Here is a 23,935-nt window from a genome sequence, read left to right as displayed (position 1 = left end):
CAGGGCCCTTTTTGTTGTCAAGATCGCTGATTTCGCGCCGACATCCGGCCGAGGCAGCGAAAAGGCAGCAGCTACCGTTTCGCGGGATCGTCGCCAGCCTCTTCTCCCTCCTGTTCGTCGCCGTCGCCGAGGAGCCCGCGGATGGTGTCCGCGTCATAGGTGCGCCGGACGTAGAGCTGCAAAGTGGTGGTGATGTTCTCGTGCCCCATCACCCGCGCGATCTTGTTCGGTTCCACGCCGTCGTCAGCCAGCCACGTCCCGTACGAGTGGCGCAGATCATGGAAGCGGAGCCCGCCGAACTCGTGCCGCGCGACGTGGCGCACCGCCTGGTCGTAGTTGCCGAACACCTCCGAGTAGACCTCGCCCTCCTCGTCCATCCAGACCGCTTCGAATTTGCCGTCCACTTCCGAGATCTCGCCGAGCAGCCCGGCCCGCACCAGCGCCGGACGCCATACCCGGGAGCGGAACAGGGTGCGCCGCAACGCTCCCCCGACCTCGTTGCAGAAGATCAGGCCCCGCTGCCCCGCGGGATACGCCCGCCTGTGGTCCTCCAGCTCGGCCACTAGCCACTTGGGCAGCGGCACCGTGCGGACCCCTGCCCGTGATTTCGGGAACGGCTTGAACTCGGTGTGCCCGGACACCTCGATCACGGTCCGCTTCACATGGAGTACCCGCTGTTCCAGGTCGAGCGCGTCGGCGCACAGGCCCACGGCCTCACCCCAGCGCAAGCCCGTGAACGCCGCCGTGGCCACCAGAGCCCGATACCGTTCCGGCCGCACCGCCGGTAGCAGTAGTTGCCGAACCTCTTCCTTGCTGATCACCCGGTGGTCCGTGTCCCGCACCCGCCGTTTCGGAATCCGCACGCCCACAGTCGGATCCGCACCGATGAGCCGGTTACGCACCGCGGAGCGCATGACCCCCGACATCAGCCGCTTGCACTCCGCGACCGTGGCACGGGATCGCTGCTCACACAGGCCCGTAATCCACTTCTGCGCCGACAGGTGATCAATCTTGCCGAGCTGCCAGCCCTCCCAGTACGGCAGCACATGCGTCCGCATGATCGACAGGTCCCGCGCCCGCGTGGTGTGGTCGATGTTCCACGACTTCATCCACTCCCGCGCATGATCACCGAACTTGGTCCGGCCCGCATGCGGAGACACGTAATTGCCTGTCGCCTTGGACAATTCGACCTGCGCCAGGAACGTCTTGGCCTCACCCTTGGTCCGCAGCGTCTTGGACCGCTGCGCCCCGGACGGCTCCCGCCAATACGCCTTCCACTTCCCGGAGTCGGTCGGTTCGATGAACCCCATGGCGCTACACCGCCTCCGGTACGTTGTCCGGCGAGTCGAGCCACTCGTGGAACGCCTTGCACGGGATCACCCAGCGCCGCCCGACCCGCTTGGCAGGGATCACCCCGTCATGCACCGCCTGGTAGGCGTTGTTCCGCGAGACGCCCAGCAGTTCGGCCGCCTGCTCCACGCTGTAGGTAGCCGGTTCCGCTCTTCGAAGCCGTCGCCGCCCCTCCACGATCTGCATCATTGTTCTCCTTCCATCGGCAGCGATGGCGTTGCCGAATCTTCTTGTGCCTCTGGCGGTCCCAACGTTTCAAGCACCCGCTGATACTCGACGCGCCAGGTGGTGCGCTGTGCGATCGCAGCCAGAATCAGATGCTCGCGAGGAGGAACGGCCGGATCACCGGGCCCGACCACGGTCACGATCAAGCCCGAGGTATCCGGCTGTTCGATGCCCGCGCCGTCGAGCAGCTGCCGAACGAAGTCGCGCCGTTCGGCCTTGTAGTCGGCCATGGTCTTACCGGTCCACCGCTCGGAGACCTTCTGCCGATCACCGGCCACACCCAGCCAATCCCGCTGGTGCGCATGGCCACGGCAGTAACCCGGATGGGTCTTGGGGCCGACACCCTTGGGGACGATGCCGTAGCGCAGCCACACGGGGCACCGGTCCGAACACGGGGTGCGCAGCAGCTCCGCATGCAATCGGTCGTAGTGCTCCGCAGTGCGCTGATTCGGCGGCTCGAGGATCTCGGACACCGACTTGGTCAGGTACTTCGCGAGATACCCGATCGCGGCATCGGCCTTCGGGGTGCCCTTCAGAATGCCTTTCGGCTTGATCTGCGAACCGAAGCGGATCACGTGCGCGGGCTCGAGCTCGTCCACGCTGTCCATCACGTCCAGGGCCTGCTCCCAGCCCGGCAGCGGGATCCGAGTGTCGGGATCCACGAACGTCTTGGCGTCGTAGTCCCAGACCGGCATTCGGCCGGCGCCGTAGACCTCGACGTCATGGTGCGGCGTCCACACCTGGTGATAGGTCGCCGCCGTCACCTGCCGCAGGATCTCCTTGCTCACGGCCCCGCGGATCAGCAGATGCACATGCGGAGCCCCACGCCGCTGCGGTTCCACGGTCGCGAAGTACTGCACATTCCAGCCGACCGCCCGCCGCAGGTTCTGCACCCACCGCGAAAACAGCCGGGAGAAGTGGATGCAGTCGCGGGCGGCCCGCCGATAGTCGTAGCCGTACGGATCGATCGGTGACCCGTCCCCGCACACCTCACCCTTGCGGTTGACCGCGCCGTCCTGGTGCACCGGCCCATAGGAGGGCATGGTCAGAGTCAAGAACATGCCCGGCTGATACTTGCCCGCGAAAACCTCACCGACAGTGCGATTCTCGACCTTCAGTCGCGGCAGATTCGGGGCATCCTGCCGCCGCCGAGTGGAGCGCCGACGCCGCTGCCCTTGCTCCTCCTGTTCGGCCCGACCGTCCAACTCGACCGGCGGGCAGTCTGGGATCTCCGGTTCGGCGTCCAGGTGCCAGCCTTCGCGGCATTGCTGAATCCGTATAGCGCGCTTGCGTTTCGCGCAGGCAGGGCACTGCGATTCGAGGGTGTTCCCGCACGGGGCCGGAACGTAGCGAACGGTCCCGGTCGCCGGATCCTCGACCCGCATCGTGATCGGCCGCCGGCAAACCCCGGTCTCATCAGCCGCGGCCATAGCCATTTCCAACAGGGACAAGCCGTGCTCGACGGTGGCGGTGCTGGTCATGCGACGGCCCCCTTGCCCCATTCCCAGCCATCGACCTCGTGCAGGCCAATCATTTCGACTTGCGAATCCTGGTGCCGGAACACCAGTTCCACTCGGCTGGGACCAGCCAGGCACGCTCGGCATTCGAACGCGCCGAACGCGTGCGCCAGAGCCACTTCCTGGCGGGCCCAGTCGCCGGGGACCTGTCCAGGTGGGATCCGTACGAGTACGTGGTCGGTGATGTCGCCGATGCGTACCTCGAGGATCATCGGGTACGCCCAGCCGCGGGCAGTGGGCATCGCAAGGTGGCAGGCCCGGATCAGGGCGAGCCAGCAGCGCCGGTAGCGCCACCAGACCAGGAACCGGGATCGCATGCGCCGGATGACCCACCGCTCGAACATCTCCGGACGCCTCCAGCGCCAGAGCATGATCCCCGCGGTGAAGCCCCCGGCCACCTCGATCCCGACAGGCCAGCCCCACTGCCAGCCCGCCGCCACCGAGACCGCCACCGGCAGTGACAGCATCGGGAACAGCAGCGCCCACCAGACCGTGACCACGGCCGCGGTCGCCAGGTACCAGACCGAGTTGAGGATCGCGACGGTGAGCAGGTCGAACACGTCATATTCGCTCTCATGCTCGGTGTTTCGGCTCATGACCGCACCTCCTCATCGAACGCGGATCGGTCGATGCCATGGCGTTCGGCGGCCCGCAACTGCCGCTCCCGAGTCGCCCTGGCCAGTGCCACTAACTGCGCTGGGGACGGAATCCGTTTGGGCGCAGCCTGTTCCACGTCGTACAGCCAGGCCGTCAACGGCTTACGACCACCGCGCCGGGGCCGGATCAGTCGACCGGCATAGTCCTGACCATTCGGGCGAAGACCTGCCGCCGCCAGCTGACGACGGGTCCACAGATGCTTAGGCGCGCACCGCCAGCAGTAGTCCGGGATCACGGCTCAACCTCCGGATCGGGCTCAACTGGCGTGTCCTGGCGGACCGGGAACTCCAGGTCCACGTAGACCCGCACTCCAGGCGCACGGCGGTTCGGGTACGGTCGCTCGTCCACGACAATCTTGAATTCCTTGGCCGCCAGGATCGAAGCGAGCACGAGCGTGATATCGCCGAGTTCGCCGGACAGTCGCAGCTGAACATGCCCGTTCATGCCGCCTCACCTTCTCCGGAAGTGCTTGTGTCAGAAACGATTTCGAGCGAGCGGGGCTGCGGGGCGTACCGGTCCACAATGTCCTGCACATCCTCGTCGGTGACCAGGAACGCCCGCACCCGGGCGATGGAGGTGGAGCCGTCCTGCTCGACGTAGGCGACACCCGGTGTGGAATCAGAGATCTCATCGCAGTGCGCGCCGCGGTCCCGAGCGCCAGCGCCGAAGACCATGCCGACCTGCAACGGTTCGGCCAGCCGCAGCCCGATCCGGTACGGGTAGAGCTGCCGCTGCGGCATGGTGTCCTTCGACGGATCCTGCACACAGCCGATCACCGAAATGCCGACCGCGCGGCCCTGGGACAGCAGCAGCCCGTGGAGTTCCTCGAACTGCTCGCGAATCTTGCGGGATGCGTAGGCCGACAACGAGGCCGCCTCGTCGATGAGGACCAGGATCAGCGGCTCGTCCACGGTGGGGATGTGCTTGCGGATCATGGCCGCGTGCAGCTTGGCCTGCCGCTCCCGCATCACCCTGACCGCCTCGACCAGCAGGGCTAGGCAGTCTTCGGCGTCCTTGTAGGCGAAGCGGACGAACAGGCTCGCACCTGGCCCGAATTCCATGCCGCCCTTGGGATCCAGGCACCACACGTCCACCAGACCGGAACGGATCGCAGGGCCGAGACCATGCAAAATGGCCCACACGACGCCGCCCTTGCCGGATCCGGTGGCACCGACGATCAGCAGGTGCGTGTAGAGGATCGGCAGCAGCCACCAGCGGCCGTCCTCGGTGATCCCGGTCGGTACCGCGCGCAGGTCCACTTCGGCGGGGACAGTCTCCGGCAACATCGCCGGGGCCGCGAGGGCATCGAAGGCCCTCACCTGCAAACGGATGATCGCGGGCTCCGGAGAAGTCGCCACCACCAGCGGCACCATCAGGTAGTGCGCCATCTTGTTCAGCAGCTCCGGATCGGTCCACGTCTTCGTGGACTGCCCGCACAGCAGCATGATTTCGACTTCCAGGCCCTGATCGGTGTAGTCCCACCACTGCACCCGCGGGAACCCGGTCTCGAACGAGCCGAGCTTGAGGGTCGCGAACATGCGCTGGGCCTTCGCGATCGGAACGAGGATGCTCACCGCACGCGCCAATTCGGCCGGCGCTTCGGCCAGCACCTGTTCGAACTCGCGCGGACCCATCTGGCGGTTGTGCCGCGACCGGGCATACACCACGGCCGCAGCAAGGGCACCCAGTACGAGTGCCCCAGCCACGATTCCCATGATCAGCACCCCTGCTTTCCGTCGAACAGGAGGCAGATCTCGCCATGCGAGGGCAGCGGCGGCTCATTGCACAGCAGCACACAGCCATTCGGCGGCGAAGTCGTTGCAGCACTGGACAATCCGGCCTGATCGCAGAACATCACGCACGCCGGTACGGACGACGGCTCTGTCGCCACGGGGACCACACTGTCCTGCACCGGGGCGCGATGCCCGAACGTCATCAAGAACGCCGCCGGGATAATCCAGATCATCGAGAAGGCAACCGGCACGGCCACCCACGGCTTTCCGACCGAAAGCGTCATCACGCCACCGCCTTCGGGCTCTCAACGGCCTCACCGTCCGGATGCTGGGCAAGCACACCCGGCAGGGCCTCCAGCAGATCCCGCGCATCCTCGACCGTCAGCACCACCCACACGTCGCCCAGGCGGAACGAAACATGCGCCGGGATCTCGATCGGGTACTTGTCATTCGGGCTGGAGTGCCGCACGCATGCCGCTTCGTACTTGATCGCGCGCAGTTCACCACCTACAGTCGGCAAATTGACGAATGACATCATCACGCCACCGCCTTCGGATCCAGCGGCGAATCCTTCAGCGCCACAGCGTCTTCCACTAGCGCGACTGCCAGTCCGAACATCAGGGCGCGAGCGTCCTCCATGTCCAGCTCCAGCGAGCCCGCCCCGAAATCGACCAGCACGGTCGCCGGGATCCGGATGTGATGCTGATCCGCAGCACCGAAGTAGTACTGGTGCCCCGCGACATAGCGGACACACCGCAGCGCCTCGTCACGGCTCTTGGCGTACACGCTCACAGCCATCACGCCACCGACTTATCCGAGCGAGCCGGACGCGACGCCGGAGCCTCCACCGGCGGCATCTTCGCGCCCGAGGTGTCGCCCTTGATCCCGGTCGCACGCACCGTCCAACCGAGCGTCTTGAACTCGCCCTGCCCGGTCACCTTCGGCTGCAAGGTCAGGCCCTCCAGCTCGATCAGGTGCACGCCGTCCGCCAGCTCGGGGCCCGCGGGAATCGGGGCCACGTCCGCCAGGAAAATGACCTGGATCGAGGACCGTTTGGGGTTGGTCTCGTTGAGGTCGGTGCAGGTCAGCTTCCACTGCCTCAGCCCGGTGGCCTCATCGATCTTCTGCCGCGGCGCGGCATTGCGGTTCTGGTTGAACTCGTTGTCCGGCTCCGGCTGCCCGATCGCGAGCAGCTTCCGCGGGAACGCGTCGAGGAACACCGCCGGGAGACGCAAATCCTTCAAAGCCATTGATCAGATCCTCTGCACTAGTTGAGGTTTCGAACCCTGGAGTGAATCGCTCCAATAGGGGTAGCTCTATTGGAGCACCGGCACGTCGCCGCTTCAATAGAGCTGGTTCTACATGGCCGTATTCCTCAATTGCTGGATTATGGCTACTCTTATTGGCGACGACTCCGCAGACCTGCAACGAGAGAGCACCTGAGCGACATGAGCGGATACCGAGAAGTGGCGGCCAACCTGCGCGAAGCCATCAATCAGGGCGAATACCTGCCCGGCACAACACTTCCCAAGCAGGAGGAGTTAGCCGAGCGTTACGGCGTCAACATCAAGACCATTCGCCAGGCAGTTGGACAGCTGGAAGCCGAGGGACTGGTCACGCCGATCAGGCGGCGCGGAACGGTCGTGCGTGAGCGCCCACCGATGCGGCGGCTCGGCACCGAGCGGTACTCGAAGAAGAAGTGGAAGTACGGCGACACGGTCGCGTTCATCGCCGACCGCGAAGCTTCCGGCCGACCGTGGCAACGAACCGATCAGACGCAAACCGTTGCGCTGATTGAGGCGGATCCGGAGGTTGCGGAAGCCTATGGGCTGCAACCTGGTTCGCAGGTCTACGAGCGAGCGCGAATCGTGCGGGACGGTGGGAGGCCGACACATACCCTTGCCAGCTACTACCTTCCCGAAATTGTCGAGGGCACACCGCTGGTGGACCCAACACCCGGGCCCGCGGGCCCAGGCGGCGGCCTGGCGGTCCTCACTCTCCAGGGCTACGAACCCGACCACATGTCGGAAACGATCTTCGCCCGCATGCCGACCCCGGAGGAGACCGAGACCCTCGAGCTGCCCGCCGGAGAGCCAGTGATGATCCTTACGCGTCGCACCTACACCGCGAATGATGTTCTGATCGAGTTTGCGCGCGGTGTCCACGCGGCATCCCGATTCTCGTGGACCTACGACTTCAAGCTGCCCGAGTAGAGGAGCCTCCCATGCCGACAACGACCTTGCCCGCGGAGTACCGCTCGGACGTGGAAACCCTCTGGGACTACAACCAGATGCATCACGAGCCGCGCCCTGTCGATGTCGGCGTCGGCCTAGGCGGCCACGACTTCGGAGTCGCCACCTGCGCGGCCGATCTCTACCACGCGGGCACCTTCCCGCTGATCGTGTTCACCGGCGCGAACGCACCGACCACCGTGGACCAGTTCCCCCGCGGCGAGGCAGTGCATTTCCGCGAACGAGCCATCGAGCTCGGAGTGCCAGCCGACGCAATCCTGGTCGAGCCCAACGCAACCAACACCGGCGACAACATCGACTTCACCCGCGCCCTGCTCAATGAACGCGGATACCTCGACTCGATCAAGTCGGTAATGCTGATCTCCCGCCCGTACCAGCAGCGCCGCAGCTACGCCATCTGCCGAAAACGCTGGCCCGAGGTCGAGGTGATCTGCGGATCCCTGCCCCTCGCCCTGGACGACTACGTAGCCAGCATCGGCGACGTGAATCGTGTGATCACCATGCTCGTCGGCGACACCCAACGGATCTGGATCTATCCAGCGAAAGGCTGGGCCATCGAACAGGACGTGCCCGAAGCCGTGCGCAACGCTTACTCCCGCCTTGTGGACGCCGGATTCACCAGCCGCCTACTCCCCGAGTAGAGCAGAGACCCGCTGAACAGCCGCCCGCAGTAGCGGTTCGGCTCTGTCGATGGCGGTGCGAACGATGCTGCCGTCCGGGTATCGAACTCGGATATCCGCCAGGCGCTGGTCTATCGTCACCGGATCTCCCGTGGGCCCAGTGGACATGTCGGCCCACCAGACGAAATCGCTCGCGACGTCGATCCCTGAAATCTCCTCCAGCACAAAGGGATCGAACACATCCGGCGAGATGCCACGTACCTCAGCCTCAATCCGGCTCGCCGAATGGAAGGCCACCAGGTGGCAAGCGATTCTCGAGTATCCGCGGGCCGCCAGCAGCTGGGCACCATCGATCGGATGGAATCCGAGCACGGGATACCCGTACCCGACATCGTGAAGGCAAGCCGCAGTTACGGTTTCGTCCCGTAGGTGCCCAGGAATCGCGCCAGCGATGCTCGCCACCTTGCGCCCTACCGCGATCGTATGTGCGCGTCGCGAATCCGTCAGCGGTGCCAGCAGCTCCATCAGGGCAGCGTCCACGAGCGGCCATGCTACGCGCCGAGCACCGCGCCCGCCCCAGCGTTCGATACCTTCGCCAGGTCGCCTTCAACCGCGGCTAGCCCGGCCCACGCCGGAGGGCGCTCACGAGCCGTTGCCGAAACTGGCTATACAGACTCAAGGGCGGCGGCCTACCGGCCGCCGCCACGCCGCGGTGTCCTCGCTGCGGGCTCTCGCTGCGGCACCGGCGCGTCGGCGGCCGTCCGGCCACTCGCCCGAAGTCTTCGAACAGCCAGCCGCACACCGACTTCGGGAGCTGGGCGCGAGGGCCCGAACCACCTCTCCCGGTCAGCTGTCCCTGCCTCCTCATCGGCCTATGATCTCGCTCCACTCGGACGCGTAAAGGGCGCTCCTCCGTCGCGTCGCTCCGCGATGCCTACGGCACCCTTGACACGCCCTCCCTCCACTGAGGGCCGCCTGTATGAGGAAGCAGGCGAAGAGAAGTCGCCAAGGCTCGGCCGCGTGCCATGGCCGGTTCGGAAGCGGGCAGCTGGCCGCCTTTCCGCCTCACTCGTCCTAGTGGTCTTCCGTCTCGTCGTGCCACTTCTGATACAGAGGATTGACAAGATCGATGGAGGTGGCAGCATCGTCGGACTCGACGAGGACGACTAAGCGTCGGAGGTACCACGCAGCCCGCCCGTCCACATCCGACCAGGTCGGAGTACCGAGCACGGCCATCAGCCGCTCATTCAGCTGAGTGAGTACCGCACGCCTCAGTCCTGCAGGAAGCTGGCCTCCATCGGTGAATCTGAAGTCGATATCCAACACCGACTCCTTCGTGCCGCCTTGCTGCTGAAGAAGACTACGGTCGAAGTGCGCGAATGCGATCGGCCTGTCGATTTGGAGATCTGTCACGAGCGTCGCGCCACGCTTCCGCTGGTCTTCGATGCGCCATCCCGCTACGTCACAAAACCGCGAAACGTCCTCATCTTTCCAAGTCCAGCGAAAGGTCTTGGCGACCTCGACCGCTCGGACGGCTCCCTCGATATCGGCTTGCATTCCCGGAGACTACTTCCCATGGCATGAGAAGCAGAAAGGCAGCGGGGCGTCCTCAACGCCGGGGTACGGACAGGGACTGCCCGGGATCTCGCCGCAGTTCGGAGACACCGCTCGGACCGCTCCGGTAGCCACTAGCAGCGTTCGGGACGAAGAGGTCGCAGGTTCAAATCCTGTCACCCCGACTGTGTGGTTGAGACACAACTCGGCCCCCGGCTCTTTCGAGAGCCGGGGGTTTTGTGTTTTTCACGAACTCAGCGTGTTTTTCAGGAACTCAGCGTGTTTTTCAGGAACCACGCTTGCTTTCGGGGTGGTTTTCAGTCGTCAGCCCGCGACCGGACGAAGGCGGGTGCCGCCCAGGCGGTCCGCGTGGTCGGTGAGGATGGTGCGCAGGGCGGCGGCGGACGTCGCGTCCACGGGTGTGAGGACCGTGATGCTGTGGTCGGCCCCGTCGGGGCTGGTGAGATTGTCGTAGCAGACCGTCAGGTCGCCCGCGTCGGGATGCCGGATGCGTTTGGTGCCGTGGCTGCGGTCCTGAACCGCATGGTCGTCCCACCAGGTAGCGAATTCGGGGCTGTCCGTGCGCAATTCGCCGATCACCTCGCGCAGGCGCGGGTCGTCGGGGTGGCGGGCCAGGTTGCGGCGCAGGTTGCCGACGGTCTCGCGGGCCACCCGGTCCCAGTCCAGCTGGGTGGCGCGGGTGACGGGGTCGAGCAGGGTCAGGCGGGCGACATTGATGCCGGGTTCGAAGCCCGGGCCGAACAGGGCCGACGCGGCGGTGTTGCGGGCCAGCACGTCGAGGCGGAAGTCGGACAGGTAGGCCGGGAGCGCGGGCAGGCCTTCGAGGATGGCGCGCAGCGACTCCGGCGGGTCGGCCGGTCGGCGGCGGGTGGGGGGCTGGGCGCCGCGGGCTATGAGGTGCAGGTGCGCGCGCTCGGCGTCGGTGAGCCGCAGGGCGTCGGCGAGGGCGTCGAGGATCGCGGCGCCCGGGGTGCCGACGCGGCCCTGTTCGAGGCGGATGTACCAGTCGACGCTGACTGCCGCGAGCTGCGCCACCTCCTGCCGTCGCAGGCCCGGAGTGCGCCGCTGCCCGACGTTCGGCAACCCCGCCTGTTCGGGGGCCAGCCGTTCCCGCATGGCCCGCAGGAAGGCGCCCAGCTCCCTCCCCGATGTCGTAGTGTCCACGCTCGCACTCCTTCTCGCCGGAGCCCCGGCACCGCCCCGGCTCCCGGCCCTCAGCCTAGGGTGCGGCCGGGTGGCACGCGGGATACCAGGGTGCGGACGATCTCCCTGGCGGTACCGGATTCCGAGAGTCTCGTCTCGTCAGTCGAACGACGAGGAGAACCGCCATGAATCGCACCGCACGCATCGTTTCCGCGACCTTCGCCGTGGCGGCCCTGCTGTCCGCCGCCGCCTGCGGCAGCGACCGGGATTCGCCCGCCGCGACCCCGAGCCCGAATCCGGCTCCGTCCGTTCAGGTTCGGGCCGTGGTCCCGGCGTCGGCCGCCCCGTTCACCGTCACCACCGGCGACGCCACGGACGACCGTGCCTTCCCGGCCGACTTCTACGCGGGCGCCTTCGGCTGCGCGGCCGCCAATCACGCCCCGCGCCTGCACTGGTCCGGCGCTCCGGCCGGCGCGAAGAGCTTCGCGGTCACCATGTTCGACCCGGACGCGCCGACCGGCGCGGGCTTCTGGCATTGGATGAATTGGGACATCCCATCCACCGCAACCGATTTCACGGCGGGCGCCGCGGGTGTGGCGGGTGCCAACGACGCCGGTGTCCCCGGCTACCTGGGTCCGTGCCCGCCCGCCGGCGACCGGCCGCACACCTACCAGATCTCCGTGCTGGCCCTGGACACCCCGACGCTGGACCTGCCCGCGGCGACCACCCCGACGGTCGCGTCGTTCTCGATGGGTTCGCACATCATCGGTGTGGCCCGGCTGTCGCTGACCGCGCAGCGACCCTGACCCGAACGCACGCAGGGCCCCGGCCACCCGGCCGGGACCCGATGCGGTGGAACGGCTTTCAGCCCAGGTGCAGGCGCCGCATGAGGCGCAGCGTGACCAGGGTGGACTTGAGCTGCTTCTCGTAGGGCATGTTGGCGCGGGCCGCCATGATCTGCTTCTTCTGCACGCCGACATTGATGGTGTCGGTGTACTTGAGAATGCCGGCCGCGCCGTGGCGGGTGCCGACGCCGGACTGCTTCACACCGCCCGACGGAGTCCCCTTGGCGGCGTAGCTGGTGACGAAGCCGTCGTTGATATTGATGGCGCCGGCTTCGACGCGCTCGGCGAGTTTCGTTGCGCGGTCGATGTTTCCGGTCCAGATGCTGGCATTGAGACCGTACGCGGTGTCGTTCGCGAGCGCGACGGCCTCGTCCTCGGTGCCGTACTTGTAGATGCTGACCACGGGGCCGAAGGTCTCCATGGTGGCGTGAGCCATGTCCTTGGTGACGCCGGTGAGGACGGTCGGCTCGAAGAAGGCGGGGCCGATATCGGGGCGGGGGTTGCCGCCGGTAACGACGGTCGCGCCCTTCTCCCGGGCCTCGTCGACGTGGGCGGCGACGCGCTTCATGTGGTCCACCGAGACCAGCGAGCCCATCTCGGGATCGAAGTCGTAACTGGCGCCCATCTTGCCGGCGAGGTCCTCGGCGGCGGCCACGAAGCGGCGCAGGTACTCGTCGTAGATGCGCTCGTGGACGTAGATGCGCTCGATGTGCATGCACGCCTGGCCGGTGTTGCCGAAGACGGCGAACACGGCCGAGGGGATGGCCTCGTCGAGGTTGACGTCGTCGAGCACGATCATCGGGTTCTTGCCGCCGAGTTCCAGGCTGCAGCCGATGAGGTTGCGCCCGGCCTGCTCACCGATGGTGCGGCCGGTGGCGGTGGAGCCGGTGAACATGACGAACTCGACATTGTCGATGAGGGTGGGGCCGACGTCGGGGCCGCCGCCGCAGACCACCTGGATGAGCCCGCGCGGCAGGCCCGCCTTCTGCAGCAGTTCGATGCCGTAGAGGGTGCACAGCGCGGTCTTGTTGTCCGGCTTCATGATCACGCCGTTGCCGGCCATGAGGGCCGGGGTGGAGTCGGACATGGAGATGGCGAACGGGAAGTTCCAGGGCGCGATGACCGCGACCACGCCCTTGGGCCGGTGCTCCTCGGTGGAGGAGGTGATGACCGGCATCGGGCCGCTGCGCTTCTTGGGCTTGAGTGTCTTCTCGGCGGTCTTCAGGTAGTGGGCGATGACCATAGGCGTATCGCACGCCTCCTCGATGGCCATCCGCCGCGCCTTGCCGCAGCCGATCTGGATCAGGTCCGCGATGGTCTCGATCTCGGAGAGAATCAGCTCGTGCGCGCGCTCGAATACGGCGAGGCGGTCCTTGAGCGGCCGGGCGGCCCATTCCTTCTGGGCCGCGCGGGAGATCTCGACGGCGGCCTCGACGTCCTCGGGCGAGGACTGCGGCAGGTAGCCGACGACGTCGCCGGTGTAGACCTCGACCATCTCGAAAGGCTCGCGGGCCTCGCCGGCCTGGCCCGCCGTCACCATCGCGGTCAGCCGGTTGATGAGGGATTCCGTGACGCGCGGCGGAAGCTTCGCCTTGCTCGTTGTGCTCATGGGACTCTCTCCACTACTTGCCGCCCGTGACGGCGGTCACCATGATCCAAACTAGAACACGTTATTGTTCAGGACAACGGCGCGGGGTAGTTTCGTGCCGGAATCTTGGTTCGCCCATGTGGAAAGAAGGGTCGGCGATGACCGCAGCGACTGCTGAAACACCTAGCAACACCGAACCGCACGCTCTGGTCGAGAAGCGCGGCGCGACGCTGATCGTCACCATGAACCGCCCCAAATCCAAGAACGCCCTCACCGGCGAGATGCTGGCGATCATGACCGAGGCGTGGGACACCGTCGACAACGATCCGGAGATCCGCTCCTGCATCCTCACCGGTGCCGGCGGCGCGTTCTGTGCGGGCGCGGACCTGAAGGCCATGAACAAGCGCAGCCCGGACGACGGCATGAAGGAGGGCAGCGCGTTCGACCCGTCCCGCATGCCGGGTCTGCTCAAGGGCCGTCGCCTGACCAAGCCGCTGATCGCGGCGGTGGAGGGCGCGGCCATCGCGGGTGGCACCGAGATCCTGCAGGGCACCGATATCCGCATCGCCGGTGAGAGCGCCAAGTTCGGTGTCTCCGAGGCGAAGTGGAGCCTGTTCCCGATGGGCGGCTCGGCGGTGCGGCTGCCGCGTCAGATCCCCTACACCGTCGCCGCGGAACTGCTGCTGACCGGTCGCCACATCACCGCGGCCGAGGCGCTGAACTTCGGCCTCATCGGCCACGTGGTGCCGGACGGGACCGCGCTGGACAAGGCCCTCGAGATCGCCGAGCTGATCAACAACAACGGCCCGCTGGCCGTGCAGGCGATCCTGAAGGTCATCCGCGACACCGAGGGCATGCACGAGGAGGAGGCGTTCAAGATCGACGCCAAGGTCGGCCTGCCGGTCTTCCGCAGCAACGACGCGAAGGAGGGCCCGCGCGCCTTCGCCGAGAAGCGCAAGCCCAATTTCCAGGGCAACTAGGAATTCCGGGGACTGCCCCGGAGCTGAGGTGGCGACGGACCTCTCACATCGCCACCTCACCGTCAGCGCGCGGCCAGTTCCTCGCCGAGGAAACCGCCGGACTGGTGCCGCCACAGCTGCGCGTACGTACCCTCGCCGCGCAGCAGCTCCTCGTGGCTGCCCTGTTCGACGATCCGCCCGCGATCGAGCACGATCAGCCGGTCCATTCCGGCCACCGTGCTCAACCGGTGCGCGACCACCAGCGCCGTACGCCCTTCAATCAACTCCCAGAGCGCTTGCTGCACAAGGATTTCGCTCTCGGAGTCGAGGGCGCTGGTGGCCTCGTCCAGCAACAGGATCGGGGCGTCGCGCAGAATGGCCCGCGCGAGCGCGACCCGCTGGCGTTGCCCGCCGGACAGTTTCACGCCGCGCTCGCCGATGAGCGTCTCCATACCCTCGGGCAGCCCGTCCGCGAATTCGGTGACGTGCGCGGCCTTGGCGGCGCGCCGCACCTCCTCGTCGGTGGCCTCGGGCCGGGCGAAGCGAATGTTGTCGCTCAGCGACCGGTGGAACATAGCCGGGTCCTGCGGCACGTAGGACAGCAGGCTGCGCAGATCACGCTGCCGCAGGCGCGAAATATCCTGTCCGCCGATACGGATTACTCCGCCGTCGACGTCCATCATGCGCAGCAGCAGCTGGGTGAGCGTGCTCTTGCCGCCGCCCGACCGGCCGACCAGGCCGATGCGCGCGCCACTGGCCACATCCAGATCCAGCCCGCGGAACAACGGCGGCGCACCCGCGTGGGCGAAGTCCACCCGCTCGAACCGGATGCCGGAGCCCTTGGGGCACAGCGGTTCCGGCTCGCTCGGGTCGAGCACCGTCGGCGATTCCAGCAGCAGTTCGGTGAACTGCGCAGCCTCGGTGGTGGAGCTCTCCAGCCGCCGGTAGATCTGGTTGAACCGGAACATGATGCCGGTGGCGTTCCAGTAGTAGGTGAAGGCCACCATGATCACCTCGACCGAGGCGTGCCCGCCGCCGATCCCCAGGGCGATCAGCAATCCGGAGACGTTCACGATCACCATCAGCGGCGTGACCGCGGTGTCGATGTAGAGGTTGTTGTAGTCCCAGGACCGCAACGACTTTCGCCGCTGCACCGCCACCCGCCGCCGATGCTCGTCGATCTCCTGCGGTTCGGCCGCGAAGGCCCGCACCGCCTGCATGTTCGACAGGGTGTCGGAGACGTGGCCCGATACCCGCGCGATGGCGGCCTCGCGGTCGTCTACCAGGTGCTGGCGCCGCCGGATCAGCGGGGCGACCACGACGCCGCTCACCGCGATCAGGCCGAGCAGCACGACGACCAGCATCGGGTCGTAGCGCCACAGCACCACCGAGGCGAAGCTCAGCGGGACCAGGGCGGCGACGATCTCGAAGGCGAAGGTGTCGGCGAACTCCTCGAACCGGGTCGCGAAGCTCAGTGCGCGCTTGGTCAGCGAGCCCGCGAAGTTGTTGTGGAAGAACGCCGAATCCTTGGCCAGCAGTTCGTCCATGGCGGTGTTGTAGAGGCTCTCGATGCCGTAGGCGTCGACACGGTTGAGACAGTGGATCCCCAACCGCCAGAAGACTTCCGCGATGAACAGCAGGGCGCCGAACGCGATCACGTACGGCGCGAGTGTGCCGAACGAGGAGTCACCGGTGGCGGCCACCTTGCCCACGACCACCGCGACCAGTAGCGGCGCGATGTAGAGCTGGCAGATATTGCCGAGGGCGGGCCCCAGCATGGCCGGAATCGTGATTGCCTTGCGCCGGGCCATTTCCCGGCGGTAGTAGCGCAGAACCAGCCTGACAGCGGATGTGCGCGAACTCATCCATCCCCTCTCGAATAGGTGCTTCGAGCAGTGCAGACAGCCCAGAGTGCCTGGTGGGGAGAGGGTGCGCCACCGAATTATTGCTGCGCGATAACTGGTTTCCGGCGCCGGCCGACCGGTTTTCGGCGCTGGGCAGCCGCAGGGCCGGCTGCCCAGCGCCGGGAGCGGATGCCGATCGGAGCACGTGCCGGCATCCACGTTCTGGGGGGATTACTCGGTGGGGTGCACCGTGCGCCCGACGATGGCACGCGCCAGGCCGGGCAGCAGCCTCCGCATGAGATACGCCGGCCGCGCCTGTCCGGGGAAGACGAACAGCGGCGACTTCGGTTTGGCCAGCGCCTTTTCCAGCGCGTCGACGATGCTCTCGGGCGTGGCGCCGCCGGCGTTGCCGAGCACGCTGGCGTTCTCCTTGCGGACCGCGTCCAGGAACGGGGTCTCCACCATGGGCGGGCAGAGCACGAGCAGCCGCACGCCGGTGTCGTGCAGTTCGTAGGAGAGGCTGTCGGCGAAGCCGACCACCGCGTGCTTGGAGGCCGTGTACCCGGCCATGCCGGGTGAGGGCAGCCAGCCCGCGAGCGAGGCGAACAGCACCACGGTGCCCGCGCCGGCCTGCTTCATGGCGGGGATGACGGCCTGGCAGAGGTTGACGGTGCCGATGTAGTTGACGTCCATCATCTTCCGGATCTGGGCCACGTCGTGGTCCAGCACGGAGGCGTGCACGTGCGCCATGCCGGCCGCGTGCACCAGGCGGTCGATGGTGCCCAGTTCCGCGCGCACCTTGTCGACGACCGCGCGGACCTGCGCGGAATCCGACACGTCACATGCGTAGGTGTGGGTGTTGGGCGAGCGCGCGGCCATGGTGGCCAGGCCGTCGGCGTTCAGGTCGACCGCGGCCACCCGCCAGCCAGCGGCGGCGAGTCGCTGCGCGACGATGCGGCCCATGCCGCTGGCCGCTCCGGTGACGAGTGCCGTCCGGCTCATCGGACCTCCCGGGTCTGCAGTACCGTCGCGGCGTCCTCGAAGGTCATGCGGAGTGCGCCGATCCGGCTGGAGAACAGTGCGCGCGCGGGGAGTCCCAGCGCCCGCAATTGCTCGGAGACCGGATGGTCTCCGAGTTCGATCCGCGCACCGCCCGGCCGTCCCCGGACCTGGGCCGGATTCATGACCCACGGTGTGCGCCGCAGGATTCCATTGCGGGCGGTGTACGCGTCGATGGATGCCCCGCCCGCGCCGCCGGGCATGCGGAAGCCGTCGGCGACCCGCAGCGCGAGCACGAACTGCCCGTCGACGTGGACCTCGCAGCGGTGCCCGCGCCCGACCGGCGTGATGTCGATATCGGCCATGAGCTTCGGGAAGCCCCAGAGGGATTGTCCCGCTTCACAGGTGAAGCTCTGGTTGACCGGCAGCCAGTGGATGTACGCGCCGGTGCTGTTCTTGCGGCCCGGCTGTCTGGCCATGAGCGAGAAGGCGAATTCGTGGTACGGCCCGAGGTCTCCGTCGAGGTAGCGGACGAAGGCCAGGGAGAGCACGGCCTTTCCGGGCAGCGCCGTGATCGGCTCCAGCCCGGTGCCGGTGAGCAGGTCGCGGGCCGCGGCCGCGTCGACGAGGAACAGCGCCGAGCAGGCGTCCGCGTGCCGGATCTGCACCGGCATGCGGACCTGTTCGCCGAGTACGGTATGCGCCTCCATGCCAGAATTAGAACAGGTTTCAGTGACGGACGCCGCTCGTTTCGCCGAGTTTCTTCACCTCGCCTCATAGTCGGGTCCCCGCTCGGCCACATAACCCTTGGCCCAGCGGTAGTCGGGCTTGCCGCTCGGCGTGCGCGCGACGGTCTCGGCCACCCAGATCCGCCGCGGCAGTTTGTATCCCGCGAGACGCGCGCGCACGTGCTCCGCCAGCGCGGCGAAGTCGATCGCCCCCGCGGCCGGCGACACCACGGCCGCCACCAGCTGCCCCCAGCGCTCGTGCGGCACCCCGATGACGACCGCGTCGTAGACGGCGGGATGAGCCTTGACGGTGGCCTCGACCTCTTCCGGGAAGACCTTCTCCCCGCCGGTATTGATGACCATGTTGCCGCGGCCGATCAGGGTGACCGACCCGTCGGACTCCACACGCGCGCGATCGTCGGTGATGACCACCCGCACCCCGTCCACGGTGCGGAAGAGCTTGTCGGTCTTGACCGGATCCTTGTAGTAGCCGATCGGCACATTGCCGGTCTTGGCTACCCAGCCCGCGCCGCCCGGCGCGACGGGTCGCCCGGCGTCGTCCACCACCAGCGCCCCGCGCCCGGTGTGCACCCGCGGCGCGCGGGCCGGATCGTCGTCCTTCTGCGCGAATCCGATACCGCCGAAACCGGTTTCGGAGGAGCCGATGGATTCGGTGACCAGTGTGTTCGGGAACAGTTCCAGCAGTGCGTTCTTCACCGGCTGGGTGAGCTGGGCCGCACCGGAGCCGATGGAGATCAGCGAGGACGCGTCCACCGGCGCGGCCCGGTAGGAGTCCACCAGCGGCCGGGCGATGGCGTCGCCGGTGACCACCAGGACCTGGGGCCGCTCCCGCGCCACCACCTGCCACACCTCGTCGGCGTCGAAGCGCGGCTGGAACAGCACCGCGTTGCCGGACCACAGCGCGGTGAAGGTGGGCATCATGGCGGCGGCGTGAATGAGCGGCGGCAGCACGAACCAGGTCATGGGCGAGGGGTTCTCGGCCCCCGCACGGGATTGCTGGTACTCGTCGGCGACGGGTTCACCGGTGTAGAAGTCGATGCCGCCGCCCAGCACCCGCCACATGTCCTCCTGCCGCCAGATGACGCCCTTGGGCAGGCCGGTGGTGCCGCCCGTGTACATGATGAAGTGGTCGTCGGCGCTGCGCGGCGCGAAATCCCGGTCGGGCGAACCGGATTCGAGCGCCTGCTCGTACGGGACGGAGGCGGTCGGCAGCCCCGCGCCGCCCTGATCGTCCTCGACCACCAGGGTGTGCCGCAGCTTCGGCAATTGCGGCCGGATCTCCTCGATCAGCGGCGCGTAGCAGCGGTGGTGCACCGTCATCTCGAGGTCGGCGTTGTCGTAGACGTAGCGCAGTTCCTCCGCGCGGTACCGGTAGTTGATATTGATCGGTACCGCGCGAATCTTGTAGCAGCCCAGCAGTGTTTCGAGACTCTCGATGCTGTTGTGCATGTGGAAGCCGATGTGGGTCCCCGGTCCCGCGCCGGCGGCGGCGAGGTGGTGAGCCAGCCGGTTGGCGCGGGCGTCGAGTTCGGCGAAGGTGCGCCGGCGCGGGCCCTCGATGACGGCGGTACGGTCCGGCACGGCGTCGGCGGAGTGTTCGTAGAGGTCGGCGAAAGTGCACGCCATGGCCGTATCTCCTGGTGTGTTCCGGCTACAGGACGGTGAGCGGCAGCGGGGTGCCCCGGTCGGTGAAGGTGAAGGCGGCCCCGGAGCTGAACCGGGTGATGGCGACCTCGTCGGCCTCGCGGTACGGCAGGTCCGCGCAACCGATTTCGAGGGTGAGGCCGCACTCGTCGACGGAGCGGACGCGGGTGTGGAAACGCGGGTTGACCCCGCGCGCCAGTGCGTCGAGCGGGGCCAGGTGCTCGGGGTCGAGCAGGGCGGCCCACGCGCCGTCGTCGATCGCGCCGCAGCCGCGGCCGACGCGCAGTTCCACCAGTTGTTCTCCACCGGTGGTCTCGGTGGCGACCTCGATATCGACATAGGCGGCCGGATTGAAGGCCGGATGCAGCCGCAGCACCTTGGCCAGCGCCGCGGCGTCGTCGCCGAGCCCGAGCGCCGTGCGGATGCGCTCGGCGGTGAGGCCGGCGATTCCCGTCCACTGCTTGCGCAGGATATCCAGCGCCACTTCGGGTTTTGTCCGGGCCTCGACGGCGGTCTTGTAGCCGAGGGTGAGCAGATGGTGCTGCAGGCACACCTCGTCGGCGATCCGGATGAGCGCCGAGCGGGAGAAGTCCGCGAACCGCAGGTCGCTCAGCAGCGGACCCGAATAGTCGTGCTGCCCCGGATCTTCCGGGTCGATGGGCGCCAATACCGTGGCGGCGGCCTCGGATCCGGCCACCACCTGCGCGTCGTCGGGCGGGACCGGTGGCTCGTGCGCAGGGTCGATGGTGACCGTCCACGCGCACACCGGCTTCCGGTCGGTGGGCACGCGAGGTGGCCGGTGCACCGGGCGGACCTGCGCGTAGGGGTTGGTGGCCAGCGCGGTCGCGTCGAAGGTGGGGTCTTCGATGTCGTGGCACATGGCGACCACGAACTCGGTGCCCATCGGCTCCACGTCGGCGAGCGCGCCGCAGTGGTCGAGATGGAATTCGCCGTGGTCGTGGTCGATCACCCGGAAGCGGAAGTCCATGAATTGCGGTGGCGCGCCGATATCCAGCTGGAAGCCCTTGAAGATGGCGTCCACGCCGTCGCCGGTGATGTCGAGCGCCCGCCGCATGCGCCGGGTGTAGACCGGGCTGGCCAGCTGCCATTCCTCGATGGCCACCGCCGTCATGCCCTCCCGGCCGAGCGCGCCCAGCACGTGCGCCATGCCGGAGCGGTCGATGAGGTGGCCGCACAGCAGCAGCTCCGGAACCAGCAGGGCCAGTTCGGATCTGGTCAGGGCTTCGAATCTGCTGTTCACCACAGGGGCACCGGCCCCTTTCCGACGGGGTACCAGCCGGGCAGCGGCTCGCCCGTCATGGCCCGTTCCATGCGCTTGCGCATCCCGGACGATAGCGCGTCGTTCGAGATCATCTCGACGAAAAGCGCGGTCACATTGCCGAAGTCGAAAAAATCGCGCTGCCAGGACCACTGGAAGTCGCCCGCGTAGCGGAACCAGCTGCCGCCGATGCCCTCCGGACTGTAGGGCCGGCCATCCGCCCGCCAGCCCTCGTTGACCTGCTTCCAGAAGCCGATGACACTGCCGCTGCGCTCGTCGACCACGAATTCCTGATACGGATAGGTCCAGCCCTCCAGACCGAACATCTCCTGGCCGAGCGCGAGGTCACGGATCTCGTCGCGGCCGACGGCCATGAACTCCTGCTGCGGACCGTAGTTCCAGCCGTAGGTGGCGTCCTCGATGTAGAAGTGCTCGAGCGGCTTCCAATCGCCCTGGGCCTCACACTGTTTGTTCTCGTCCACCCAGCGGCGGATCATCTCGTCGAGTTCGTCGCGGGACCAGCTCACCGCGGCCTCCTTCTGTTCGGATTGCGCTATTCGGCGGCGCTGTCGTCGACCAGCGACAGCGCCTGGGTCGGGCAGTAGCGGACGGCGGCGCGGGCCGCCTCCAGGTCGGCGCCGGGATCGGGGCGCAGGATCCGGACCTGGCCCTGTTTGGGCACCTGGAAGAGTTCGGGGGCCTCGTCCTGGCAAACGGCGTGGCCCTGGCAGAGATCGAGATCGACGATCAGTCGCATCAGGAGGCGTCCTTCCTGTCCTGGATCGGCGCTTCCGGCTGCACCTCCACCAGCACCAGGTGCGCGCCGCGCGGGGTGGAGACGACCGCGGTCACGGCCGCCGCGAGATCGGCGGGCCGCAGGAACTGCGGGTGCCGGGCGAAGCCCCATTTCACCCAGTTCTCCAGCAGCGGGCCGACGACTTCCGGGGTGGCCTGCATGCCCATGCCGGTGAGCGTCTGCCCCGGGCGGACGATGGACGAGCGCACCCCGGTGCCCTCCAGCTCCATGCGCAGCTGGGTGGCGAAGGCCTCCACCCCGGTCTTGGCCGCGTTGTACGCGCCCGCGCCGGGGCGCACCCGGACCGCGCAGTCGGAGCCGATGACGACGAAGTCGCCGCGCTGCCGTTCGATCATGCCGGGCAGCACCCGGTGCGCGAGGCGCTGCGCGCCGACCAGGTGCACGCGGACCTGGGATTCGAAGACGTCTGGATCCATTTCCCAGGCCTGCCCGAATTCGAGGTCGCCCGCACCGGAGACCAGGATCTCGGTGGGGCCCAGCGCTGCCTCAGCGGCGGTCACGAATTCGTGCACCGAATCGGTGTCGGAGACGTCCAGCCGTCCGGCGAACGCCTCACCGCCGGCCGCGCGGATCTTCTCGGCGAGGGTCTCGCAGATCTCCACCCGGCGTGCGCCGAGCGCGACCGGATGCCCCAGGGCGGCAAGGGCTTCCGCCGTGGCGGCGCCGATGCCGGAGGACGCGCCCGCGACAATGGCGGGACGGCGGCCGGGATGTGCGGGGAATCGGGTCATCGGCGGACCTCCACGGAGACGGGCAGGTGGGCGAAACCGCGCACATTCACCGAATGCACGCGCCGGCAACCGGATTCACCGATGCCGAAGGCGGGCACGCGAGCCGCGAACTCCCCCAGCACGATCGAGGCCTCCAGCCGGGCCAGGTGCGCACCCAGGCAGAAGTGCACGCCGCGGCCGAAGCTGATCAGCCCGCCCTTGTCGGCGCGTTCGATGTCGTAGCGGTCCGGGTCGTGGAAGACGGCGGCGTCGCGATTGGCGGAACCGACGAGCAGCAGCACCTTCGAGCCCCGCGGAATCGTCTGCCCGTAGTACTCCAGGTCCTCGGCGGCGGTGCGGGCCAGAATCTGACTCGACGCGTCGTAGCGCAGCGTCTCGTCCACCCAGTCCGCCACGAGTTCCGGATGGGCGGCGACCTTCGCGTACTCGCCGGGATTGCGGCCCGCCCAATACAGCGCATTGCCCAGCAGTTTCGTGGTGGTCTCGTTCCCGGCGACCACCATGAGGAACATGAATCCGAGGATCTCCTCGTCGGTGAGCCGGTCCCCGTCGGCTTCGGCGTCGAGCAGGGCCGAGGTCAGATCGTCGGTGCGCTGCCGCTTCCGGGCCACCAGCATCTCGTTGTAGTAGCCCGCCAGCTGCAGGGCGGCCTCCATGGCCGCGACCGGCACATCCAGCACGCCCTCCTCGCGATGCACCAGCAGGTCCGCGAGCCTGCGCAGTTCGGTGCGATCGGATTCGGGGACGCCCAGCAGTTCGGAGATGACGTCCATCGGGACCTGTCCCGCCACCGCGTCGATCCAGTCGAAATCGCCTCCGGCCAGCGCGGGTTCGAGACAGTGCCGGGTGATGTCGCGGATGCGATCGCTCATCTCGCTGACCCGGCGCGGCGTGAAGCCCTGGAAGACCAGCTTGCGCAGGCGCAGGTGCCGCGGATCGTCCATGGCCAGGAAGGACATGGTCCGCCAGGCGTGCGGACCCCAGGCGGCGGGGTCCAGGGAGACGCCGTTGGCGCTGGAGAGCCGGATGTTGTCGCGGAAGCCGGCGGTCACGTCGGCGTGCCGCGACAGTGCCCAGAAGTCCAGGTCGGGGTGGTGGTACACCGGCGCCTCGGTGCGCAACCGCTGGTACACGGGGTATGGGTCCTCGTGGATGCGGTAGTCGTAGGGGTCGAACAGCAGCGGCTCTAGGGAGGCTGCGGTCATGGTGTCTGCACCTCGTCTTCGATAACGCGTTCATCGGAGCCGATGAACGTTTTCCAGCAACGGAGACACGTAGCTGGACATGTGTCTGTACGGTACTAGCGACGGGATCGCCTGACAACGGAATCCCGTGAACCAAATCGGCAAGGTCCGCGCAAACTGAAACAGGTTCTTGCGCGTATCCGAGCCACGAACCTATAGTCCGT

Annotated in this window: 28 protein-coding genes; 4 read left to right on the top strand and 24 right to left on the bottom strand. The window is 67.5% G+C overall.

Annotation, left to right across the window (positions count from 1 at the left end; translation table 11 throughout):
* Positions 1 to 71: 71 nt before the first annotated feature.
* The 11 genes from AB0L60_RS31870 to AB0L60_RS31820 are packed head-to-tail and all read right to left on the bottom strand — an operon-like array spanning position 72 to position 6,732.
* Entirely contained in the window at positions 72 to 1,310 is a 1,239-nt protein-coding gene (locus tag AB0L60_RS31870) for a site-specific integrase (protein ID WP_364621534.1), read from the bottom strand.
* Positions 1,311 to 1,314: 4 nt separating this feature from the next.
* The gene (locus AB0L60_RS31865; RefSeq protein ID WP_364621531.1) at positions 1,315 to 1,536 is read right to left on the bottom strand and encodes a helix-turn-helix domain-containing protein; all 222 of its coding nucleotides are present in this window, start codon (positions 1,534 to 1,536) and stop codon (positions 1,315 to 1,317) included.
* Entirely contained in the window at positions 1,536 to 3,056 is a 1,521-nt protein-coding gene (locus tag AB0L60_RS31860) for a replication initiator (protein ID WP_364621528.1), read from the bottom strand. Before AB0L60_RS31860 ends, AB0L60_RS31865 begins: the two co-directional genes overlap by 1 nt.
* Positions 3,053 to 3,688 (bottom strand): hypothetical protein, encoded by a 636-nt coding sequence (locus AB0L60_RS31855; protein WP_364621525.1) that lies wholly within the window; start codon positions 3,686 to 3,688, stop codon positions 3,053 to 3,055. Before AB0L60_RS31855 ends, AB0L60_RS31860 begins: the two co-directional genes overlap by 4 nt.
* Entirely contained in the window at positions 3,685 to 3,984 is a 300-nt protein-coding gene (locus tag AB0L60_RS31850) for an RRQRL motif-containing zinc-binding protein (RefSeq protein ID WP_364621522.1), read from the bottom strand. The genes AB0L60_RS31855 and AB0L60_RS31850 overlap by 4 nt, the downstream gene beginning before the upstream one ends.
* On the bottom strand, positions 3,981 to 4,193 hold the full coding sequence (locus AB0L60_RS31845; RefSeq protein ID WP_364621519.1) for a hypothetical protein: 213 nt from the start codon (positions 4,191 to 4,193) through the stop codon (positions 3,981 to 3,983). The genes AB0L60_RS31850 and AB0L60_RS31845 overlap by 4 nt, the downstream gene beginning before the upstream one ends.
* A complete protein-coding gene (locus tag AB0L60_RS31840; protein WP_364621516.1) occupies positions 4,190 to 5,464 on the bottom strand; it encodes an FtsK/SpoIIIE domain-containing protein in 1,275 nt (424 codons plus the stop codon). Before AB0L60_RS31840 ends, AB0L60_RS31845 begins: the two co-directional genes overlap by 4 nt.
* A gap of 2 nt (positions 5,465 to 5,466) precedes the next feature.
* Positions 5,467 to 5,766: a hypothetical protein gene (locus tag AB0L60_RS31835; protein ID WP_364621514.1), complete on the bottom strand. Its 300-nt coding sequence runs from the start codon at positions 5,764 to 5,766 to the stop codon at positions 5,467 to 5,469.
* Entirely contained in the window at positions 5,766 to 6,020 is a 255-nt protein-coding gene (locus AB0L60_RS31830; protein ID WP_364621512.1) for a hypothetical protein, read from the bottom strand. Before AB0L60_RS31830 ends, AB0L60_RS31835 begins: the two co-directional genes overlap by 1 nt.
* Positions 6,020 to 6,280, bottom strand: coding sequence for a hypothetical protein (locus AB0L60_RS31825; protein WP_364621509.1), 261 nt, complete (start codon positions 6,278 to 6,280; stop codon positions 6,020 to 6,022). The genes AB0L60_RS31830 and AB0L60_RS31825 overlap by 1 nt, the downstream gene beginning before the upstream one ends.
* On the bottom strand, positions 6,280 to 6,732 hold the full coding sequence (locus tag AB0L60_RS31820; RefSeq protein WP_364621506.1) for a hypothetical protein: 453 nt from the start codon (positions 6,730 to 6,732) through the stop codon (positions 6,280 to 6,282). The genes AB0L60_RS31825 and AB0L60_RS31820 overlap by 1 nt, the downstream gene beginning before the upstream one ends.
* Positions 6,733 to 6,948: 216 nt before the next feature.
* On the opposite strand from AB0L60_RS31820, the gene AB0L60_RS31815 reads away from it, so the two are divergent.
* Both AB0L60_RS31815 and AB0L60_RS31810 read left to right on the top strand, forming a co-directional pair.
* Positions 6,949 to 7,695: a GntR family transcriptional regulator gene (locus AB0L60_RS31815; RefSeq protein WP_364621503.1), complete on the top strand. Its 747-nt coding sequence runs from the start codon at positions 6,949 to 6,951 to the stop codon at positions 7,693 to 7,695.
* Positions 7,696 to 7,706: 11 nt separating this feature from the next.
* On the top strand, positions 7,707 to 8,375 hold the full coding sequence (locus AB0L60_RS31810) for a YdcF family protein (RefSeq protein WP_364621500.1): 669 nt from the start codon (positions 7,707 to 7,709) through the stop codon (positions 8,373 to 8,375).
* Here AB0L60_RS31810 and AB0L60_RS31805 read toward each other — a convergent pair.
* The 3 genes from AB0L60_RS31805 to AB0L60_RS31795 all read right to left on the bottom strand — a co-directional run bounded on the left by AB0L60_RS31805 (position 8,361) and on the right by AB0L60_RS31795 (position 11,093).
* On the bottom strand, positions 8,361 to 8,894 hold the full coding sequence (locus AB0L60_RS31805) for an HD domain-containing protein (RefSeq protein ID WP_364621497.1): 534 nt from the start codon (positions 8,892 to 8,894) through the stop codon (positions 8,361 to 8,363). The genes AB0L60_RS31810 and AB0L60_RS31805 overlap by 15 nt on opposite strands.
* A 534-nt stretch (positions 8,895 to 9,428) precedes the next feature.
* Positions 9,429 to 9,911 carry a DUF6301 family protein gene (locus tag AB0L60_RS31800; RefSeq protein WP_364621494.1) on the bottom strand — a complete coding sequence of 161 codons (483 nt, stop codon included), beginning with the start codon at positions 9,909 to 9,911 and terminating at the stop codon, positions 9,429 to 9,431.
* Between the two features lie 321 nt (positions 9,912 to 10,232).
* The gene (locus tag AB0L60_RS31795) at positions 10,233 to 11,093 is read right to left on the bottom strand and encodes a helix-turn-helix transcriptional regulator (protein ID WP_364621491.1); all 861 of its coding nucleotides are present in this window, start codon (positions 11,091 to 11,093) and stop codon (positions 10,233 to 10,235) included.
* Between the two features lie 164 nt (positions 11,094 to 11,257).
* On the opposite strand from AB0L60_RS31795, the gene AB0L60_RS31790 reads away from it, so the two are divergent.
* Positions 11,258 to 11,878 carry a YbhB/YbcL family Raf kinase inhibitor-like protein gene (locus AB0L60_RS31790; protein ID WP_364621489.1) on the top strand — a complete coding sequence of 207 codons (621 nt, stop codon included), beginning with the start codon at positions 11,258 to 11,260 and terminating at the stop codon, positions 11,876 to 11,878.
* 58 nt (positions 11,879 to 11,936) lie between these two features.
* Here the strand turns inward: AB0L60_RS31790 and AB0L60_RS31785 are convergent, their stop codons facing one another.
* Positions 11,937 to 13,526, bottom strand: coding sequence for a succinic semialdehyde dehydrogenase (locus AB0L60_RS31785; protein WP_364621486.1), 1,590 nt, complete (start codon positions 13,524 to 13,526; stop codon positions 11,937 to 11,939).
* A 137-nt stretch (positions 13,527 to 13,663) separates the two neighbouring features.
* Here AB0L60_RS31785 and AB0L60_RS31780 point away from each other — a divergent pair, with 137 nt between their 5' ends.
* Positions 13,664 to 14,485 carry a crotonase/enoyl-CoA hydratase family protein gene (locus tag AB0L60_RS31780; RefSeq protein ID WP_354839022.1) on the top strand — a complete coding sequence of 274 codons (822 nt, stop codon included), beginning with the start codon at positions 13,664 to 13,666 and terminating at the stop codon, positions 14,483 to 14,485.
* Positions 14,486 to 14,547: 62 nt separating this feature from the next.
* On the opposite strand, the gene AB0L60_RS31775 is transcribed toward AB0L60_RS31780, so the two are convergent.
* From AB0L60_RS31775 to AB0L60_RS31735, 9 genes are all read right to left on the bottom strand, one after another.
* Positions 14,548 to 16,329 carry an ABC transporter ATP-binding protein gene (locus AB0L60_RS31775; RefSeq protein WP_364621483.1) on the bottom strand — a complete coding sequence of 594 codons (1,782 nt, stop codon included), beginning with the start codon at positions 16,327 to 16,329 and terminating at the stop codon, positions 14,548 to 14,550.
* Between the two features lie 210 nt (positions 16,330 to 16,539).
* A complete protein-coding gene (locus AB0L60_RS31770; protein ID WP_364621480.1) occupies positions 16,540 to 17,310 on the bottom strand; it encodes an SDR family oxidoreductase in 771 nt (256 codons plus the stop codon).
* A complete protein-coding gene (locus tag AB0L60_RS31765) occupies positions 17,307 to 18,017 on the bottom strand; it encodes an acetoacetate decarboxylase family protein (RefSeq protein WP_364621477.1) in 711 nt (236 codons plus the stop codon). Before AB0L60_RS31765 ends, AB0L60_RS31770 begins: the two co-directional genes overlap by 4 nt.
* Before the next feature lie 54 nt (positions 18,018 to 18,071).
* Complete coding sequence (locus tag AB0L60_RS31760; protein ID WP_364621473.1) at positions 18,072 to 19,682, bottom strand: acyl-CoA synthetase; 1,611 nt, start codon at positions 19,680 to 19,682, stop codon at positions 18,072 to 18,074.
* 25 nt (positions 19,683 to 19,707) lie between these two features.
* Positions 19,708 to 20,961, bottom strand: a complete 1,254-nt coding sequence (locus AB0L60_RS31755) for a hypothetical protein (RefSeq protein WP_364621471.1) — start codon at positions 20,959 to 20,961, stop codon at positions 19,708 to 19,710.
* Positions 20,958 to 21,476 (bottom strand): nuclear transport factor 2 family protein, encoded by a 519-nt coding sequence (locus AB0L60_RS31750; protein WP_364621592.1) that lies wholly within the window; start codon positions 21,474 to 21,476, stop codon positions 20,958 to 20,960. Before AB0L60_RS31750 ends, AB0L60_RS31755 begins: the two co-directional genes overlap by 4 nt.
* Before the next feature lie 56 nt (positions 21,477 to 21,532).
* Complete coding sequence (locus tag AB0L60_RS31745) at positions 21,533 to 21,736, bottom strand: ferredoxin (RefSeq protein WP_354839004.1); 204 nt, start codon at positions 21,734 to 21,736, stop codon at positions 21,533 to 21,535.
* Positions 21,736 to 22,527: an SDR family oxidoreductase gene (locus tag AB0L60_RS31740; RefSeq protein ID WP_364621467.1), complete on the bottom strand. Its 792-nt coding sequence runs from the start codon at positions 22,525 to 22,527 to the stop codon at positions 21,736 to 21,738. The genes AB0L60_RS31745 and AB0L60_RS31740 overlap by 1 nt, the downstream gene beginning before the upstream one ends.
* Entirely contained in the window at positions 22,524 to 23,732 is a 1,209-nt protein-coding gene (locus AB0L60_RS31735) for a cytochrome P450 (RefSeq protein WP_364621463.1), read from the bottom strand. Before AB0L60_RS31735 ends, AB0L60_RS31740 begins: the two co-directional genes overlap by 4 nt.
* Between the last annotated feature and the right edge of the window lie 203 nt (positions 23,733 to 23,935).

This window comes from Nocardia sp. NPDC051981 (genome assembly GCF_040680715.1).
Lineage (GTDB): Bacteria > Actinomycetota > Actinomycetes > Mycobacteriales > Mycobacteriaceae > Nocardia.
This window is presented reverse-complemented; position numbering and strand designations above follow the sequence as displayed.

Excerpts from the sequence above, each read along its gene's own strand:
- AB0L60_RS31870 (WP_364621534.1), bottom strand. The coding sequence starts at position 1,310 with ATGGGGTTCATCGAACCGACCGACTCCGGGAAGTGGAAGGCGTATTGG.
- AB0L60_RS31865 (WP_364621531.1), bottom strand. The coding sequence starts at position 1,536 with ATGCAGATCGTGGAGGGGCGGCGACGGCTTCGAAGAGCGGAACCGGCT.
- AB0L60_RS31860 (WP_364621528.1), bottom strand. The coding sequence starts at position 3,056 with ATGACCAGCACCGCCACCGTCGAGCACGGCTTGTCCCTGTTGGAAATG.
- AB0L60_RS31855 (WP_364621525.1), bottom strand. The coding sequence starts at position 3,688 with ATGAGCCGAAACACCGAGCATGAGAGCGAATATGACGTGTTCGACCTG.
- AB0L60_RS31845 (WP_364621519.1), bottom strand. The coding sequence starts at position 4,193 with ATGAACGGGCATGTTCAGCTGCGACTGTCCGGCGAACTCGGCGATATC.
- AB0L60_RS31840 (WP_364621516.1), bottom strand. The coding sequence starts at position 5,464 with ATGGGAATCGTGGCTGGGGCACTCGTACTGGGTGCCCTTGCTGCGGCC.
- AB0L60_RS31835 (WP_364621514.1), bottom strand. The coding sequence starts at position 5,766 with ATGACGCTTTCGGTCGGAAAGCCGTGGGTGGCCGTGCCGGTTGCCTTC.
- AB0L60_RS31830 (WP_364621512.1), bottom strand. The coding sequence starts at position 6,020 with ATGATGTCATTCGTCAATTTGCCGACTGTAGGTGGTGAACTGCGCGCG.
- AB0L60_RS31825 (WP_364621509.1), bottom strand. The coding sequence starts at position 6,280 with ATGGCTGTGAGCGTGTACGCCAAGAGCCGTGACGAGGCGCTGCGGTGT.
- AB0L60_RS31820 (WP_364621506.1), bottom strand. The coding sequence starts at position 6,732 with ATGGCTTTGAAGGATTTGCGTCTCCCGGCGGTGTTCCTCGACGCGTTC.
- AB0L60_RS31810 (WP_364621500.1), top strand. The coding sequence starts at position 7,707 with ATGCCGACAACGACCTTGCCCGCGGAGTACCGCTCGGACGTGGAAACC.
- AB0L60_RS31800 (WP_364621494.1), bottom strand. The coding sequence starts at position 9,911 with ATGCAAGCCGATATCGAGGGAGCCGTCCGAGCGGTCGAGGTCGCCAAG.
- AB0L60_RS31790 (WP_364621489.1), top strand. The coding sequence starts at position 11,258 with ATGAATCGCACCGCACGCATCGTTTCCGCGACCTTCGCCGTGGCGGCC.
- AB0L60_RS31785 (WP_364621486.1), bottom strand. The coding sequence starts at position 13,526 with ATGAGCACAACGAGCAAGGCGAAGCTTCCGCCGCGCGTCACGGAATCC.
- AB0L60_RS31780 (WP_354839022.1), top strand. The coding sequence starts at position 13,664 with ATGACCGCAGCGACTGCTGAAACACCTAGCAACACCGAACCGCACGCT.
- AB0L60_RS31775 (WP_364621483.1), bottom strand. The coding sequence starts at position 16,329 with ATGAGTTCGCGCACATCCGCTGTCAGGCTGGTTCTGCGCTACTACCGC.
- AB0L60_RS31770 (WP_364621480.1), bottom strand. The coding sequence starts at position 17,310 with ATGAGCCGGACGGCACTCGTCACCGGAGCGGCCAGCGGCATGGGCCGC.
- AB0L60_RS31765 (WP_364621477.1), bottom strand. The coding sequence starts at position 18,017 with ATGGAGGCGCATACCGTACTCGGCGAACAGGTCCGCATGCCGGTGCAG.
- AB0L60_RS31760 (WP_364621473.1), bottom strand. The coding sequence starts at position 19,682 with ATGGCGTGCACTTTCGCCGACCTCTACGAACACTCCGCCGACGCCGTG.
- AB0L60_RS31750 (WP_364621592.1), bottom strand. The coding sequence starts at position 21,476 with ATGATCCGCCGCTGGGTGGACGAGAACAAACAGTGTGAGGCCCAGGGC.
- AB0L60_RS31745 (WP_354839004.1), bottom strand. The coding sequence starts at position 21,736 with ATGCGACTGATCGTCGATCTCGATCTCTGCCAGGGCCACGCCGTTTGC.
- AB0L60_RS31740 (WP_364621467.1), bottom strand. The coding sequence starts at position 22,527 with ATGACCCGATTCCCCGCACATCCCGGCCGCCGTCCCGCCATTGTCGCG.
- AB0L60_RS31735 (WP_364621463.1), bottom strand. The coding sequence starts at position 23,732 with ATGACCGCAGCCTCCCTAGAGCCGCTGCTGTTCGACCCCTACGACTAC.